This window comes from Methylovirgula sp. 4M-Z18, from assembly GCF_037890675.1.
Taxonomy (GTDB): Bacteria; Pseudomonadota; Alphaproteobacteria; order Rhizobiales; family Beijerinckiaceae; genus 4M-Z18.
In genome coordinates this window covers 766,102-782,145 of the sequence record NZ_CP149574.1, presented here as the reverse complement: position 1 = coordinate 782,145, position 16,044 = coordinate 766,102, and the positions used below count along the sequence as shown (strand labels likewise).

The 16,044-nt window shown below is 61.7% G+C and carries 15 protein-coding genes; 9 read left to right on the top strand and 6 right to left on the bottom strand.

Translation table 11 applies throughout. From position 1 onward, the window contains the following. Nucleotides 1-31 precede the first annotated feature (31 nt). Nucleotides 32-2,908 (top strand): EAL domain-containing protein, encoded by a 2,877-nt coding sequence (locus V9T28_RS03495; RefSeq protein ID WP_116400859.1) that lies wholly within the window; start codon nt 32-34, stop codon nt 2,906-2,908. Between the two features lie 6 nt (nt 2,909-2,914). Here V9T28_RS03495 and V9T28_RS03490 read toward each other — a convergent pair whose 3' ends face one another. Beyond that, the gene (locus tag V9T28_RS03490; protein WP_116400858.1) at nt 2,915-3,529 is read right to left on the bottom strand and encodes a YqgE/AlgH family protein; all 615 of its coding nucleotides are present in this window, start codon (nt 3,527-3,529) and stop codon (nt 2,915-2,917) included. 91 nt (nt 3,530-3,620) lie between these two features. Here V9T28_RS03490 and V9T28_RS03485 point away from each other — a divergent pair, with 91 nt between their 5' ends. Both V9T28_RS03485 and V9T28_RS03480 read left to right on the top strand, forming a co-directional pair. Continuing rightward, complete coding sequence (locus tag V9T28_RS03485; protein ID WP_116400857.1) at nt 3,621-4,436, top strand: protein-disulfide reductase DsbD domain-containing protein; 816 nt, start codon at nt 3,621-3,623, stop codon at nt 4,434-4,436. Between the two features lie 93 nt (nt 4,437-4,529). Continuing rightward, nucleotides 4,530-5,015, top strand: coding sequence for a peroxiredoxin (locus V9T28_RS03480; RefSeq protein ID WP_116400856.1), 486 nt, complete (start codon nt 4,530-4,532; stop codon nt 5,013-5,015). Nucleotides 5,016-5,261: 246 nt separating this feature from the next. Here V9T28_RS03480 and V9T28_RS03475 read toward each other — a convergent pair whose 3' ends face one another. From V9T28_RS03475 to ispH, 4 genes are all read right to left on the bottom strand, one after another. Next, nucleotides 5,262-5,714, bottom strand: a complete 453-nt coding sequence (locus tag V9T28_RS03475) for a DUF3828 domain-containing protein (RefSeq protein WP_116400855.1) — start codon at nt 5,712-5,714, stop codon at nt 5,262-5,264. 14 nt (nt 5,715-5,728) lie between these two features. After that, nucleotides 5,729-6,175 (bottom strand): ribonuclease HI, encoded by a 447-nt coding sequence (rnhA, locus tag V9T28_RS03470; protein ID WP_116400854.1) that lies wholly within the window; start codon nt 6,173-6,175, stop codon nt 5,729-5,731. Beyond that, the gene (locus V9T28_RS03465) at nt 6,172-7,137 is read right to left on the bottom strand and encodes a homoserine kinase (protein ID WP_116400853.1); all 966 of its coding nucleotides are present in this window, start codon (nt 7,135-7,137) and stop codon (nt 6,172-6,174) included. The genes rnhA and V9T28_RS03465 overlap by 4 nt, the downstream gene beginning before the upstream one ends. 105 nt (nt 7,138-7,242) lie before the next feature. Then, on the bottom strand, nt 7,243-8,202 hold the full coding sequence (ispH, locus tag V9T28_RS03460) for a 4-hydroxy-3-methylbut-2-enyl diphosphate reductase (protein WP_116400852.1): 960 nt from the start codon (nt 8,200-8,202) through the stop codon (nt 7,243-7,245). Between the two features lie 86 nt (nt 8,203-8,288). Here ispH and V9T28_RS03455 point away from each other — a divergent pair, with 86 nt between their 5' ends. The 3 genes from V9T28_RS03455 to V9T28_RS03445 all read left to right on the top strand — a co-directional run bounded on the left by V9T28_RS03455 (nt 8,289) and on the right by V9T28_RS03445 (nt 11,164). Next, nucleotides 8,289-8,897, top strand: a complete 609-nt coding sequence (locus tag V9T28_RS03455) for an HAD family hydrolase (RefSeq protein ID WP_116400851.1) — start codon at nt 8,289-8,291, stop codon at nt 8,895-8,897. A 77-nt stretch (nt 8,898-8,974) separates the two neighbouring features. Continuing rightward, nucleotides 8,975-10,342: an MATE family efflux transporter gene (locus V9T28_RS03450; protein WP_116400850.1), complete on the top strand. Its 1,368-nt coding sequence runs from the start codon at nt 8,975-8,977 to the stop codon at nt 10,340-10,342. A gap of 105 nt (nt 10,343-10,447) precedes the next feature. Further along, nucleotides 10,448-11,164 carry a DUF937 domain-containing protein gene (locus V9T28_RS03445; protein WP_116400849.1) on the top strand — a complete coding sequence of 239 codons (717 nt, stop codon included), beginning with the start codon at nt 10,448-10,450 and terminating at the stop codon, nt 11,162-11,164. A gap of 243 nt (nt 11,165-11,407) precedes the next feature. Here the strand turns inward: V9T28_RS03445 and V9T28_RS03440 are convergent, their stop codons facing one another. Further along, the gene (locus V9T28_RS03440; RefSeq protein ID WP_116400848.1) at nt 11,408-11,758 is read right to left on the bottom strand and encodes a DUF1127 domain-containing protein; all 351 of its coding nucleotides are present in this window, start codon (nt 11,756-11,758) and stop codon (nt 11,408-11,410) included. 182 nt (nt 11,759-11,940) lie between these two features. Here V9T28_RS03440 and V9T28_RS03435 point away from each other — a divergent pair, with 182 nt between their 5' ends. From V9T28_RS03435 to V9T28_RS03425, 3 genes are all read left to right on the top strand, one after another. Beyond that, on the top strand, nt 11,941-12,840 hold the full coding sequence (locus tag V9T28_RS03435) for a LysR substrate-binding domain-containing protein (protein WP_116400847.1): 900 nt from the start codon (nt 11,941-11,943) through the stop codon (nt 12,838-12,840). A 335-nt stretch (nt 12,841-13,175) separates the two neighbouring features. Then, the gene (locus V9T28_RS03430) at nt 13,176-14,384 is read left to right on the top strand and encodes a carboxylate-amine ligase (protein ID WP_116400846.1); all 1,209 of its coding nucleotides are present in this window, start codon (nt 13,176-13,178) and stop codon (nt 14,382-14,384) included. Nucleotides 14,385-14,649: 265 nt separating this feature from the next. Beyond that, entirely contained in the window at nt 14,650-16,020 is a 1,371-nt protein-coding gene (locus tag V9T28_RS03425; protein ID WP_116400845.1) for a glutamate--cysteine ligase, read from the top strand. The last annotated feature ends 24 nt before the right edge of the window (nt 16,021-16,044 follow it).

Sequence of the window (16,044 nt, the reverse complement as noted above, 5' to 3'; positions counted from 1 at the left end):
GCATATTTCCGTCCTCAGCATTTAGAGTATCGTGCGTCCGATTCGTCTCTTTCTCCTGCTTCTAGGTCTCTGGCTTGCCGGCTCTTTTTCCGCTTTGGCGGCCGAGGCCGTGCGCGTGACCCCGGATTCGACGGCTATCGACCTCAGCGCCGCGCTTGATCACTACTCGGGGCAAGGCGACAAGATTCAGATCGCGACCGCGCCCGGACCGGACGGCATTGTGCGCAGGATCGAAGTCTCCGCCCGAGAGCCGGGGACCCAACCCTCCTGGGTGGTCTTTGCGCTTGCCAATGAGACCGATAAGCCGATCAAGCGCCTGATCGTGGCCCTGCATTACCGGCTCGCCGGCTCCGGCGTCATCTGGCCGGATCTCGGCTCGACCCGCATCCAGGCGATCACCGCCAGCCAGGGGTCGGCGCTGGAGCGCCAGGACAGCCCCGATTCCGATGTTTTTGCGGTCACGATTGAGCCCGGCACGACCGTGACCTATGTCGCCGAGTTGCAAACCGCCTATCTGCCGCAAATCTACCTCTGGGACCCGGACGCCTATAAGGACAAGGTGACGAGCCTGACCCTTTACGAGGGGATCATCATCGGTATTGCCGGCCTGATGGCGCTTTTCCTCACCATCGTCTTCGTGGTGCGCGGCGCGGCGATCTTCCCGGCGGCGGCCGCTCTCGCCTGGGCCGTGCTGGTTTATGTCTGTATCGATTTCGGCTTCTGGCACAAGATTTTCGACATCGACGTGAACGGCACCCGCATCTGGCGCGCCGGTGCCGAAGCGGTACTGGGCGCCACGCTGATCGTGTTCCTGTTCGCCTATCTCAATCTCAACCGCTGGCACGTGCGCTATTCCTATGTCGCCGGCCTGTGGCTCACCATGATCGCCGCCCTGATCGGCCTCGCGGTATACGATCCGGAGGTCGCGTCCGGCATCGCGCGCATCTCGATCGCCTCGATCACCGGGGTCGGCTTCATCCTCATCGTCTACCTATCGACCCATGGCTACGACCGGGCCGTGATGCTGATCCCAACCTGGCTGCTCCTCGTCGTCTGGGTGATCGCGGCGGCGATCACCGTGACCGGCGGTTTCACGGTCGATTTCGTCGCGCCGGCGCTGATCGGCGGCCTCGTCCTGATCGTGATGCTGATCGGCTTCACCGTCATGCAGAACGCTTTTGCCGGCGGCGGGGTCGGCCACGGCACCGTTTCGGATGCCGAGCGCAAGGCCCTCGCGCTCACCGGCTCGGGCGACATCATTTTCGACTGGGACGTTCCGGCCGACCATATTTTCGTCAGCCCTGAGGTGGAAACGCAACTGGGCCTGAAGCGCGGCGGCTTGGAGGGCCCGGCCTCCGCCTGGTTCGATGTGCTGCACCCGTTCGATCGCGACCGGTATCGCGCCTCGCTCGACATGCTGCTGCAACAGGCGCGCGGCCGCATCGCCCATGATTTCCGCCTGCGCTCCACCGACGGCCATTATTTCTGGTATCAGCTCAAAGCGCGCCCGGTGATCGGAGCGGACGGCGATGTGCTGCGGGTGGTCGGCACACTGTCCGACGTCACCAATGCGAAAGCCGCCGAGGAGCGGCTGTTACGCGATGCGGTCTACGACAATCTGACCGGCCTGCCGAATCGCGAGCTGTTCCTCGACCGCATCGATGGCGCGCTGGCCCAGGCCCGCGCCGACAGCCAATACCGGCCGACGATGATCACGGTCGATGTGGACCGATTCAAGCAGATCAACGACGCGGTCGGCACGCCGGCGGGCGATTCGATTCTGCTCACTCTGGCGCGGCGTCTCTCGCGACTGCTCAAGCAGCAGGACACGCTGGCCCGGATCGACGGCGACCAATATGCGATCATCCTGGTCAGCGAAACCCAGACCGAGCAGATCATCGCGCTGGCCGATACGATTCGCCGCGCCATGAGCACGCCGGTGACCTTCGCCGAACAGGAAATTTCGCTCACCGCCTCGATCGGCCTGTCGCTGTATGACCCGCAATTGCATCCCAAGCGCGACGATATGCTGAAGGACGCAGAACTCGCCCTCGCCCATGCGAAGCGGCTCGGCGGCAATCGCATCGAAGTGTTCCGCCCGACCATGCGGGCGCAGCGCTCCGACCGGCTGTCGCTGGAAGTGGATTTGCGCCGGGCGCTCGAACATGGCGAGATGCAGGTCTATTTCCAGCCGGTGGTGCGGCTCGAAGATCGCACGGTCGCCGGATTCGAGGCTCTGCTGCGCTGGAACCATCCGCGCCTCGGCCTTATCGGCCCCGATGAATTCATCGCCATGGCAGAGGAAACCGACGTCATTTTCGATCTGAATGCCTTCGTGCTGGACCGGACGGCGAAGGAATTGCGCATCTGGCAGGAAGCGCTCGAAGTCAATCCGCCGATTTTCGCCAGCATTCATATTTCCTCGCAGCAATTGCTGCGACACGATCTCCTGAACGACATCAAGGCGGTGCTGTCGCGCACCTCCGTCCTGCCCGGGACTTTGAAGCTGGAGATGACCGAAGGCCTGGTGATGGAAAACCCGGAATTCGCCGCGCAAATCCTGGAGCGCATCCGCAATCTGGGCGCCGGCCTGTCGCTCGACGATTTCGGCACCGGCTATCTCTCACTGACTTATCTGCAGCGCCTGCCCTTCGATACGATCAAGATCGACCAATCCTTTGTCCATCAGACCGGCAAGGGCACGCGGCCGACGATCCTGCGCTCGATCATCGCCCTCGCCCATGATCTTGGCATGGACGTGGTGGCCGAAGGGGCGGAGACCGAAAGCGACGTGATCGAGCTTTACCAGCTCGGCTGCGAATATGCGCAAGGCTACGCCTTCGGCCAGCCCATGACGGTCAACGAAGCGCGGCGGCTCGTCGGCGCGGGCGTGGAGCAGGCGGCGTAGAGAGACTTAAGCGTGGCCGGCATCGCTCGACAGCATGGCCGGCTCGATGCCGAGTTGCTGCAGGACGCGGTCGTATTTGGAGCCGAGGTCGGCGTCGAAGACGAATTGCGGATCCGCCTCGCAATAGAGCCAGCCATTGTTTTGAATTTCGGCTTCCAGCTGGCCGGGCACCCACGACGCGTAGCCAAGGGCGAGCACGGCCTTGTCGGGGCCCTCGCCATGGGCGATGGCGCGCAAAATATCGAGCGTCGCCGTGAGCGATACGGCCTCGTCGATCGGCAATGTCGCCTCGCCGACCGAATATTCGGCCGAGTGCAGCACGAAGCCGCGATTGGGCTCGACCGGCCCCCCCTTCAGAACCGGCATCTGCTCGGCTTTTGCCGGCAGGCGGATGGCGTCCGGATCGGAGACGATATCGAGTTGCACCAGGAGTTGGGAAAAGGTCACCTTGCGTGCCGGTTGATTGATCACGATCCCCATCGCGCCCTCATCCGAATGGGCGCACATGTAGATCACGGAACGCGCGAAGCGAGCATCCTGCATGCCGGGCATGGCCAGCAGCATCTGTCCGTCGAGGAAACCTTGGGGCGCGCGTGAGTCGCGCTTCAGTCGTAAGGTCATGGGGGGATTTTAGGATAGTCGGCATGACTTTCGCAAGAAGCTCGCGGCAATGTTATTGGTGCGTGTGCAAGGCACGCGTTAAAGAAGTGATATGAAAAGACTTTTGATAGGCCTCACCGCGCTCGCCACATTTTCGTCACTCGTCCACGGCGCCGAACTGCCAAGCACCCCGTGGATCCGCACCGATAAATCGGCGATGCGGCTGCAAGCACAAGGCATGCAGAACAATTCCTATATTGTCGGCGTCGAGATCCAGCTTACCGGCAATGCGATCACCTATTGGGGCGATCCCGGCGAAGCCGGCGTGCCGCCGATCTTTGCCTTTGGCGGATCGGACAATGTCGGCAAGACCGAGGTGCTCTATCCTTTTCCGCAACGGATGGATGAGGGTGGCGCCCTCGCCTTCGGCTATCGCGACCATGTGACATTTCCCGTTCGCGTGACGCCATCCGATCCGGCCAAGCCCGTACAGCTCAAATTGCAGCTCGATTACGCCGTCTGCGACCAGATTTGCATGCCCGCCCATGGCGACGGCGCACTCACCCTCTCGCCGCAAGAAAAGATGGGCGAATGGAGCGCGCCGGCGGACGTGCCGAAGCTGCTGCCGGACGGCGCAGCGAGCGCTTATGTGGTCACGCCCACACACGGCAGCCCAAAGCCGGTATGGACCTTCACGCTCAAGGACAAATCCTGGCTTGCCGATCCGCATGCCGATCTTTTCGTCGAAGCGCCCGATGGCTGGTATTTCGACACAACGAAAAAACCCGAGGGGGACGGCTTTACCCTCACCCTGGCGGAAAAGCCGAAAGACGCCGCATGGCCGACGACGATCACCGCAACCTTCGGCACGCCGCAGCGATCCTGGGAAGCAAGGCTTCGTCTCGACGAACCGGCAAAAGCGCCTTAGGGTCCCTCCTTGATTATGGCGATTCAACCCTAGATCACTCAACATTGCCGGGCCGCAACGGTTCGACAACGTCTCTCTTTTACGGAGCACATGATGACCATCCAGATTGGCGACAAATTGCCCGACGCGACCTTTACCGTCATGACGGTCGACGGCCCCGCGCCGCGCACGACGGACGAAATTTTCCGCGGCAAGAAAGTGGTGCTCTTCGCCGTGCCGGGCGCTTTCACGCCGACCTGCAGCAACAACCACCTGCCGGGCTATCTCAACAATCTCGCCGCCATCGCCGGCAAGGGCGTCGATACGGTCGCGGTGACGGGCGTGAACGATGTCTTTGTCATGAATGCCTGGGCGAAATCTTCGGGGGGCGACGGCAAGATCGATTTTCTTGCCGACGGCAGCGCGCTGTTCGCCAAGGCGCTCGGTCTCACCGTCGATCTGACCGAACGCGGCCTTGGCCTGCGCTCTGCCCGCTATTCGATGCTGGTCGACGATGGCGTGGTGACGAAACTCTTCGTCGAAGACGTGCCGTCGAAAGCGGAATCCTCGGGCGCGGAAAATCTTTTGAAGAATTTGTAAGAGCTAAGCTCTTGATGTACGACCTGCAGCACGACTGAAAGCTCGGCTGCAGGTCACAACTTCCAAGAAGGCCTCGCTGTCATCCCCGGCTTGACCCGGGATCCGGCAGCCGCGCAGCAAACGATTCATCGTTGACGCTGCGCCGCAGGCCTTTCTCGCAAGCGCTCACGTGTGGCCCTGGATCCCGGGTCAAGCCCGGGATGACAGTCGTTGGCGTCACATGGCCCGAGATAAAGACCATCGGCGTCACTCGCGCTTGAACAGCTTGTCGAGATCGTATGTTTCGCCTTCAGTCACATCCTTCACATCGTCGATCAGCCACTTGCCGCTCTCGTTCACGAGCATGTAGGTCACTTCCTCCGGCTTATCGAAATTGAGGAAATTCGCGACGACGATGGCGTTCTTCTCGTCGCCGGAGACCTGCTTCACTGCGACGTTCTTGATTTCGTAGTCCTGCCCGTTGACGAAATAATCGAAATCCTGCACCGGTGCGCAAATCTCTTCGCAGCCTGCCAAGCTTTTGTGCAATTGCTTGCGTCGCCTTGCGGAGTAGATTTTCTCGTCGGTTCCCGAAATCGGCTTGGCGTTCTTGCCGATATGGCTCTTGTAGATCGCCTCGATCGTCGAGACCGGCGTCGATGCCGCATAGGCGGTGCTTGCCATGAACACCGCAAGCAAAGTGAAACTGATCCCCCTCATTTTTCCCCCTCCCTTCACAAATACGGCTCCCTGCCGATCCGTACCAATTCGTCGGCGCGCTCATTGAGCTCGGTGCCGGCGTGGCCCTTCACCCAATGCCATTTGACACTATGCCGCTGCGCCGCTTCGTCGAGGCGTTGCCACAGGTCGACATTCTTCACCGGTTTGTTGTCGGCGGTGCGCCAGCCCTTGCGCTTCCAGTTGAACATCCACGACGTGATCCCGTTCTTCACATATTGCGAATCGGTGTGCAGATCGACGTCGCACGAGCGCTTCAATGCTTCGAGCGCCGAAATCGCCGCCAGCAATTCCATCCGGTTGTTCGTCGTCTCCTTTTCGCCCCCGTGCATTTCGCGCTTGTGCCCATCCCAGAGCAGAATCGCACCCCAGCCGCCGGGGCCGGGATTGGGCGCACAGCCGCCATCCGTCCAAATCTCGACGCGTTTACGCTCGCCGCTCATCGCAGCAACCCGTATTCGCGCGCGCTTTTCACTTTCTGATGGAAACGCAATTTGCGCATATATTCGATCGGATCCTTCGGTTTTACAAGGGCACCGGGCGGCACGTTGAGCCAATCGACAAGGCGGGTCAGCGTGAAGCGCAACGCGCTGCCACGGGCCAGAATCGGCAAGGCGGCGACTTCGGCATCGTCGAGCTTGCGCACGGCCTCATAGCCGTCGAGCATCGCCAGGCCTTTGGTGATGTTGTAGCTGCCGTCCGCCTCGAAACACCAGGCGTTGAGGCAGATCGCGAGATCGTAGGCGAGCGCGTCGTTGCAGGCGAAATAGAAATCGATCAGGCCGGACAGCTTGTCGCGCAAGAAAAACACATTGTCGTTGAAGAGATCGGCATGAATGACCCCCGCCGGCAAATTTTGCGGCCACGCCTGCTGCAGGAAGGCAAGCTCCTCCGCCAGCGCCACGGCGAGGCCCGGCAGCACTTCGTCGGCGCGGGCCTCGGCGGCGTGGAACAGCGGCAGCCAGCCTTGCACCGACAGGGCATTCGCGCGGCGGATGGGAAAGTCCGCGCCCGCGAGATGCAATTGCGCGAGCGCGCCGCCGACCGCCCGGCAATGATGTACGCCCGGATTGCGAATCCACAGGCCTTCGAGAAAGGTGACGATCACCGCGGGGCGATCCATCAGACGCCCGAGCGCGACGCCCTGCTTGTTCTTCACCGGCTGCGGGCAATTGAGGCCACGCGCGGCGAGATGCTCCATCAGGCCCAGAAAGAACGGCAGATCCTGCTCATTCACGCGCTTTTCATAAAGCGTCAGAATGAATGAGCCGCGCTCGGTGTGCAGCAGATAGTTGGAGTTCTCGACCCCTTCGGCAATGCCTTTCAGCGACAAGACCGCGCCCAGATCGTAGAGATCGAGAAACGCAGCCAATTCCTTTTCGGGCACTTCGGTGTAAACGGCCATGACACGTCGCGGGTTGAGGAAAGATGCCCCGGTGTTAGCGATAGGCCGCTAAGGCGTCAAATCGATGAAATCGATGCGCCAACCACAATATGACGCACTACCGGCCTACGCGGCGCCGCTCACCCTGAGGTCGCGCGGCAGCGGGAAGAAGACGCTCTCGTCGGCGGTCGAAACCGTCTCGACCTCGATCGTGTAATGGGCGTCGAAGGCGTCGATGATTTCCTCGACCAGCACTTCGGGCGCCGAGGCGCCCGCCGTGATCCCGAGCGATTGCAAGCCCTGGAACAGCGACCAGTCGATGTCCTCGGCGCGCAGGATCAGCCGTGAAATGGCGCATCCGGCTCGCTCGGCGACCTCTTTGAGCCGCTGCGAATTGGAGGAATTGGGCGAGCCGACGACGATCATCGCATCGACCTCCGGCGCGACCCGCTTCACCGCCTCCTGACGGTTGGTGGTCGCGTAGCAGATGTCCTCCTTATGTGGCCCGACGATGGTCGGGAAGCGGGCGGCGAGCGCTGCGACCAAATCCTTCGTATCGTCAACCGACAGGGTCGTCTGCGTCACATAGGCAAGGTTGTCCGGCTCGCGGGGCGCCAGGCGTTCGACGTCGGCCAAAGTTTCGACCAGCAGGACGGCGCCGTCCGGCAATTGCCCCATCGTGCCGACGACTTCCGGATGCCGGGCATGGCCGACCAACACGACAGTCCGGCCGCGCCGATGGTGCAGCTCCGCCTCGCGATGCACTTTGGTGACGAGCGGGCAAGTCGCGTCGATAGCGAAGAAACGCCGCACCGCCGCGGCCGCGGGCACCGATTTCGGCACGCCATGCGCCGAGAAGATCACCGGCGCATCGGTCGGCGGAATCTCTTCCAGTTCGTCGACGAAGACTGCGCCTTTCTTGCGGAGCGACTCGACCACATATTTGTTGTGCACGATCTCGTGCCGCACATAGACCGGCGGACCGTACAGGCTCAGCGCTTTCTCCACCGCATCGATCGCACGTATCACGCCGGCGCAAAAGCCGCGCGGCGCGCACAACAGGATCCGCAAGGGAGGTTTGGCCATTTCGTCGTTCCGGATTAAAATCGACTGGGTTGTGGGGTTGCCGCAAGCGACTGTCAAGCGCCCCATTAGGACACCCAGGATCGGCTATGCGCATTCGGTTCGTACTTTTCGATCTCGACGACGTTTTGGGTCATTTCGATCAGCCGCGCTTTCGCCAGAGCCTAGGCGATTTAACCGGCCGCACCCTGAGCCAAGTCAATGCCGCGCTCTATGATTCTGGCTTCGACCACGAGGCCGATCTTGGCCAATTCGGTGCGGCCGACCAGCTTGCCGGTATCGCGGCCCGCTTGGGGCGGGACATTGCCGAGACCGACTGGGTCGAGGCAAGGCGCGCCGCGCTGACGCCCTGGCCGCCGATGCTGGAGCTTGCCTGGGCGACCAAAAAGGAGGTCGGGATCGGCATCTTCTCCAATAACAGCCTGCTGTTCCGCCGGAATCTCGCCGCCATCTATCCGGAACTGACGGTCCTGTTCGGCGACAACATTCTCGTTTCTGCGGATGTCCGCGCCTGCAAGCCGGCGGCTGAGGCTTTTCTGGCGGCGCTGCGGCGCGTCGATGCGGAGCCGTCCACCACGCTTTTCATCGACGATCACGCCGAAAACGTTACCGGCGCCGAAAAGGCAGGGCTGCACGGCCATGTTTTCATGGATGCCCCCCATTTATGGCAGCGACTTCATGCGGAAGGCGTGCTATAGACCGCCGCCTTATTCTTGGGTTCCGTGAAGGCCTGCAAAAGATCAGCTTGCTGCCTGCATGAGGGATTTCACCGATCATGACTGACGCCGCCGCGCCTGGCCGTCAACCGTATGCCGTTTTCACCGAAGGCAAGATCATCCGCCACGTCGCCGTCATGACGGCGACCGGCTCGATCGGCCTCATGGCGATTTTCGCGGTCGACCTTCTGTCCCTCTGGTATCTGTCGCATCTCGACCATCACGACACGATCATCGCCGGTGTGGGCTTTGCCTATCAGGTGTTGTTCTTCACGACCTCGATCGGCATCGGCCTGACCATTGCGGTGACCGCCACCTGCGCCAAAACCATCGGCGCAGGGCGGCGCGCGGATGCACGGCGCCTGGCGGCCTCTGGCCTCACCCATATGGTGCTGATCTCCACCCTCGTCGTCGTCGCCATCCTGCCCTTTCGCGAGCCCATCCTCACGTTGCTCGGCGCCCGCGATGAGACCTTGGCCATTGCCAAGAATTTCCTCGCGATCACGCTGCCGGCCAATGTCATCATGGCCGTCGGCATGGGCCTTTCGGGCGTGCTCCGGGCGGTGGGCGATGCGCGGCGTGCCATGTATGTGACGCTCGCGGGCGGCCTCGTGACCGTTTTCACCGATCCGCTTTTCATTTTCGTCTTCGGCTTCGGCGTTTACGGCGCGGCTATCGCCACCGTGATCTCGCGCTGCGTCTTCGTGTGCATCGGAACGTGGGGGGTGATCCGCATCCACAACATGTTGGCGCGCCCCAACCTCCGCGCGCTCATCGCCGACTGGCCAATCATCATGGCGATCGCCGTGCCAGCCGTCCTCACCAATCTGGCGACTCCGGTCGCCAATGCTTTCATCACCCGCACGATGGCGCATTTCGGCGAAGAGGCGATCGCGGCGACAGCAATCATCGACCGCCTGGTGCCGGTCGCTTTCGGCGTCGTCTTCGCTCTGTCCGGCGCGGTCGGCTCGATCCTGGGGCAAAATCTCGGCGCCAAGCTGATCAAGCGGGTCAAGCGGACCTTGACCGACAGCCTACTCCTCTGCGGCATCTATGTGATCTTGACCTGGGCCTTGCTCGCGCTTTTTGCCAAGCAGATCCCGGGTGTGTTCTATGCTAAGGGCCTCACTGCCCATTATGTCGAATTCTTTTGCACCTGGGGCGTCTCGGCCTGGTTTTTCGTCAGCGGCCTGTTCGTTGCCAATGCCTGTTTCAACAATCTCGGTTTTCCCGTCCTGTCGACTGTGTTTAACTGGACCCGCGCCACATTGGGCACCATTCCTTTCGTCTGGATCGGAACGGCCTATTATGGCGTGGAAGGCGGTCAGATTGGCATCGCGATAGGCGCCGCAATTTTTGGCACCCTCTCCATTCTGACCTCATATTTTGTGGTGGATCGGCTCGCGGCAAAACAGCAAGCCGTGTAAATTTGGCCAGTTGCGGCGCCGACCTGTCGCATTGCCGTGATCAAAGGCGCGTAGGCGGGTAGGTTGCGGGTTTGGGTCGGGATCCCGGCAAATTGGAGCGAACCTATGATTAATCTTAATGATATTGTGCAATCGGCGGCGGGCGGCAATGGCGCGGCGGCTCTGGGTCAGCAGTTTGGCCTCTCGTCCGACCAGACTCAATCGGTTCTCAACTCCCTGATGCCCAGCATCAGCGCGGGCCTGCAAAATCAGGCCTCGACGACGGGCGGCTTGGGCGACTTGCTCAACTCGATCACCCATCCGACCAGCCAGGCGAACTACAACGATCCCGGCGCGGCGCCCGGCGCCTCCGGCGACCTGCTCAATGGCATGTTCGGGCCGGCCTTGGGCAACGTGATCCAGCACGTCTCGCAAGAGACGGGGGTCAGCCCAGACGTGCTGCAGCAGATGCTGCCGGTTGTGGTATCGACCGTTGTCGGCGGCCTGTCCGCGCACATGACCAATCAAGGCTTTGGCGGCGTGCTCGGCCAGCTCGCCAATGCCGCCACCCAATCGGGCGGTCTGGGACAGATTCTGGCGAACGGCGCGGCAAGCCAGCAAAGCGGCGGCGGTTTGGGCGGCATTCTCGGCGGGCTGCTTGGCGGCCTATTCGGCGGCGGCCAGCAACAGGCGCCGGCCGGCGGCGCACAAGGTGCGACCGTCCAGGCCGGTCTCGATACGCTCAATCAGATCATCGCCAGCCACGGCGTCGAGATGTCCCCGTCCCAGCAACAGGCCCTCCAGGGAGCCTTGGGCAATATCGTGGGCAATTTCCTGCGCTAAAGCATTTTCCAGAAAAGTTGTTCGACTTTTCGACTAAGAACCAGCGGTCCGCGCAGCGAAAATACGACAAAACAAATACTTAGAGAATTTTCCGATTCTGAAAGAACGGAAAATGCTTTAAGAAAATTGATGATATGAAAAAGGCGGCCTCAGGGGGACTGAGGCCGCCAAGTGAGCCGGTGCCGCAAAGGGGATAGGGCCTCGGCTAAACTCGAGAGACGGCCAACCATTGCTGGCCGTCGATTAATCGACGTTGTTCAATTCTCCGCGGCGCAGCGCGGCAGCGGCTTGAAGCGCTTCGCGTGCTTGTGCCCGGTAGGCTGCCCGCGATTCGGACGCGCGCCGGGCAAGAACATCGGAGGCGTCGCGGAACAGGGGCTCGGAGAGAGCCGACGCCACATCGCCGCGATTCAATCCGATATCGCGCAACATCGTATCGTCGAACGTATAAAGATTGGCGATCGTGCGGCGGTGGCGCCACGCGCGCGCTGCGGCGACGATTTTCTGCCAGACGCTGCGCTTCGTGGCCGGGCGCGCTACCGGCGTCATGCCGGAAAGGCTGGCGGTGTCGGTCTTGAGCGTAGAAGTCATCATGGCAATCGTCCTTTTCTTCCTCCAAATTCGGCAGGGGCAAGTCTGTCGGCACCGCAACCGTGCGCTGCTAGCATGTTTTCTCGCATCTCCGATCATAATTCCAACGAATGTTTTTCATGCGATCTATTCAAATGAATGATGATATGCGATCCTCTCGCAATCTGGGTCGCAGGAGAGTGAAAATGGCGGTTCTGTTGGATGTGGATCAGTTGAAGGCGTTGATCGCCATCGCCGACACCGGCTCGTTCACCCGCGCCGCCGAAATCGTGCACAAGACCCAGTCGGCGATTTCCATGCAGATGAAGCGGCTCGAAGAGCGGATCGGCCGGCCGATTTTCGAACGGGACGGGCGCTCCTCGAAGCTCACCGACGACGGCGAGAGATTGCTGGACTACGCGCGGCGGATCGTCCGGCTGAATTTGGAGGCGCTCGCGAGCTTCACCGAAGCCGACCTTGCCGGACGGGTGCGCCTCGGTCTCCCGGACGATTATGCCGACCGCTACCTGCCGGAAATCCTCGCCCGCTTTTCCGCCTCGAATCCACGTGTCGAAGTCGCGGTCATCTGCGAGCCGACGCCGATGCTGGCGGAGCGGATCGCGACCGGCGATCTCGACCTTGCCATCATCACCCATGTGGAAGCGCTCGGCGGTGCCGCGATCATCCGGCGCGAGCGGCTCCTATGGGTGACGTCAGCCCGCCACGCCGTGCACGAGTCAACGCCGCTGCCGCTGGCGGTCGGCCGCCCGACCTGCAATTGGCGCCAGGCGGCGGCCCTCGGCCTCGAAGGCCTTGGCCGGCCGTTCCGCGTGCTCTATTCGAGCTGGAACTCGAACGCAGTCGGCGCGGCGGTGCTTGCCGGTCTTGCCGTGTCGGTGCTGCCGGAAAGCGCCGTGCGCCCGGGCATGCGGATTCTCGGCCCTTCCGACGGTTTTCCGGCCCTGCCTTCGGTCAAGATCGGCCTGATGCGCAATCGCCACGACCCGTCGGTCCTAGCGGACGCGCTCGCCACCCACATCATAGCCAGCCTCGACAATCTCTCCGGCTCCGAGATCGAGCGGATCGACGGAATCGCCGCCGAATGATTCGCCCGGCCGTGCGATCGCCGTTCGGCGCTTTGCATCCCGTGCAAGGGACGATTGACCATCCGTAAATCCGCCGAGATCAGCGGATATGTTGGGGCACGCGTCGAAGCCGTGCGAAATTCGCGCCGCTTCTCTTACCTTGGACGAAAGAGCCGACCCAATCGACGGAGAACGATGCAAACTTTTTTGAAACGTCTTTGAATTCAATAGCTTCAGTACAATTCATCGAATTGCCATATTGCGGCCAGAATTGGGGCCAACATTCGCCGCCCCGATTGCAATTAAGAAATAAAAATAATAGCTGCGGTCTCACGTAAACTAAAAGGAGGCGCCATATGAGCAACTCTGGACTCCCTCCGATCCTCACGTCGGTAGAAACATCTTCACTATATTCATTTGGGATTGAGGAGGAATATTTTGTTACGCGCCTAGACACACGCGATACTTGCCAACAATTACCACGCTCGTTCGTGGAATCGTGCCGCAAAGAGCTTGGAGAAGTCTTCGAACGCGAAATGCTGCAGGCGCAGGTCGAAATCGCGACGCCGCCCAGCATCGATATGGCCGAAGCGCGTCAGGCGCTCGCCTCCTATCGCGGCACGCTTGGCCGGATCGCCGCCGATCATGATCTCGGCGTCTTGGCAGCCGGAACCCATCCGCTCGCCGCCTGGTCGCGGCAAAGGGCGACCGAGGCGCGCCGCTACGGACAGATCATGCATGATTTGCAGATGCTCGGCTCGCGCAACATGGTCTGCGGCATGCATGTCCATGTCTCGTTGCCGGATCCCGACCGGCGCGTGAACATCATGACGCGGCTCACGCCGTTCCTGCCCCTGTTGCTGGCGCTCTCGACATCCTCGCCGTTCTGGCAGGGCCGGCGCACGGGCCTCATGGGCTATCGCCTCGCCTCCTACGATGAATTGCCGCGCACGGGCCTGCCGGAATTGTTCCTGTCGGCCAAGGACTATCAGCACTACATCGACGTGATGACGGCCGCGCATGCGATTAACGATGCGACCTATGTCTGGTGGGCGGTCCGCCCCTCGGCCAAATATCCGACGCTGGAGTTGCGCATCGCCGATTCGTGCACCCGCGTCGACGACGCCATCGCCATCGCCGCCCTGTACCGCGCTCTCATCCGCAAACTCGACCGCGAACCGCAGATCAATGCCGACCTGACCGCCGCCTCGCGGGCGATCGCGCTCGAAAACAAGTGGCGCGCGCAGCGCTACGGCATTCACGGCTCCTTTGTCGACGAGAAGCAGCGCAAGGCGGTCACGATCAAACAGGCGCTCGACGACCTGCTGGAATTGGTCGGGGAAGACGCCGAGGCCCTGGGCTGCCTGAACGAGGCCCAGTCCGCCCGCGATATCCTGCATCGCGGCACGTCGGCGTGCCAGCAATTGGCGATCTACAGCGAGGCGCGCGGGCGCGGCAAGGAAGCGCGGACGGCGCTCGAACCCGTGGTCGATTGGCTGATGGCCACAACCATGGGCCGGCCGCTCACACCGACCGTGCCGGCGCTGGCCGAGGCTTTTCTGTAGGCGCGCGCAGGCGCTCCGGCCAAAAGGAGCGCCTGCGCAGGAATGACGGGCGGCGGAAATCCTGAGCCGATTTCCGCCTGCCGACGTGTTTTGTCCATTCCCACGCGCCCAAATCGATCATTATAAAATTGCCGTTGGCTGCCCGGAATTTGAGCCGTTCCATGGCCATTGCCTTTCTGTAAAATTCTTCTAAATCATGCGCCTGTCGCTTTGGTCTGCCAAAGCTGAACGGGTCCGGATTAGATTCTCCTCTTGAAGGCATCCAATGGCGCGCGATATTTCCGACTCCACCCCGATCACGTCGCGCGACGAACTGGTCGCCTGGTTCGAAAAGGGAAACAAAGGCAACGGGTCGTTGCGGGTCGGCACCGAACACGAGAAATTCGTGTTCCATAAGAACACCCTCGCGCCCGTCTGCTACGAGGGCGATGCCGGCATCCGCGCCTTGCTTGAAGGCATGCAGAAGCGCACCGGATGGGAGCCGATCGAGGACCAGGGCCATTTGATCGGTCTGTTCGATTCTGTTGGCGGCGGAGCGATTTCGCTGGAGCCGGGCGGACAATTCGAACTCTCCGGCGCGCCGCTCGAAACCGTGCACCAGACCCATGCGGAAACCGAACGCCATTTGAATGACGTTCGGGCCATCGGCGATGCGCTCGGATTGGGCTTCCTCGGTCTTGGCCATTCGCCGCTCTGGAGCCTGAAAGACACGCCGGTCATGCCGAAAAGCCGCTATCGGATCATGGCGAATTACATGCCGAAAGTCGGCACGCGCGGTCTCGATATGATGTTCCGCACGTGTACGGTGCAGGCCAATCTCGACTTCACCGACGAAGCCGACATGGTGCAGAAATTGCGCGTCTCCTTGGCGCTGCAGCCGGTGATTACCGCCCTATTCGCCAATTCGCCCTTCACCGAAAACAAGCTGAACGGCTATTTGTCGATGCGCTCCGAGATCTGGCGCGATACGGACAATGCGCGCGCGGGGATGATGCCGTTTGCTTTCGAGTCGGGCATGGGTTTTGAGCGCTATGTCGATTATGCCCTCGACGTGCCGATGTATTTCGTCAAACGGGGCGATATTTATCACGATGTGGCGGGCGCGAGTTTCCGCGACCTGCTCGCCGGGAAATTGACGGCTCTGCCGGGCGAGTGCGCGACGCTCTCCGATTGGGCCAATCATCTCTCGACAATTTTTCCCGAGGTGCGCCTGAAGCGCTATCTCGAAATGCGCGGCGCCGATTGCGGCATGCCGCCATTCATCGATGCTCTGCCGGCACTCTGCGTCGGCCTACTCTACGATCATCAGGCGCTCGATGCGGCTTGGGATCTGGTAAAGGCCTGGAGCGCGGAGGAACGCCAGCGCTTGCGCGATGACGTCCCGCGCCTGGCGCTGAACGCAAAAATCCAAGGCCGCGCGGTGCGGGAGATCGCCGGCCAAGTGCTCGAACTTGCGGAACACGGCCTCAAACGGCGCGGCCATCTCGACGCAAGCGGCCGTAATGAGGCGATCTATCTCGCGCCGCTCCACCGCATCGTCGAGCGCGGCCGGACCTCGGCGGAAGACCTAATCGACGCGTATCAGGGCCCGTGGCGCGGCTCGGTCGCGCCCGTCTTCACGAGCAACTATCTTTAGGACCTGTGAGTAGAAATCGACGGG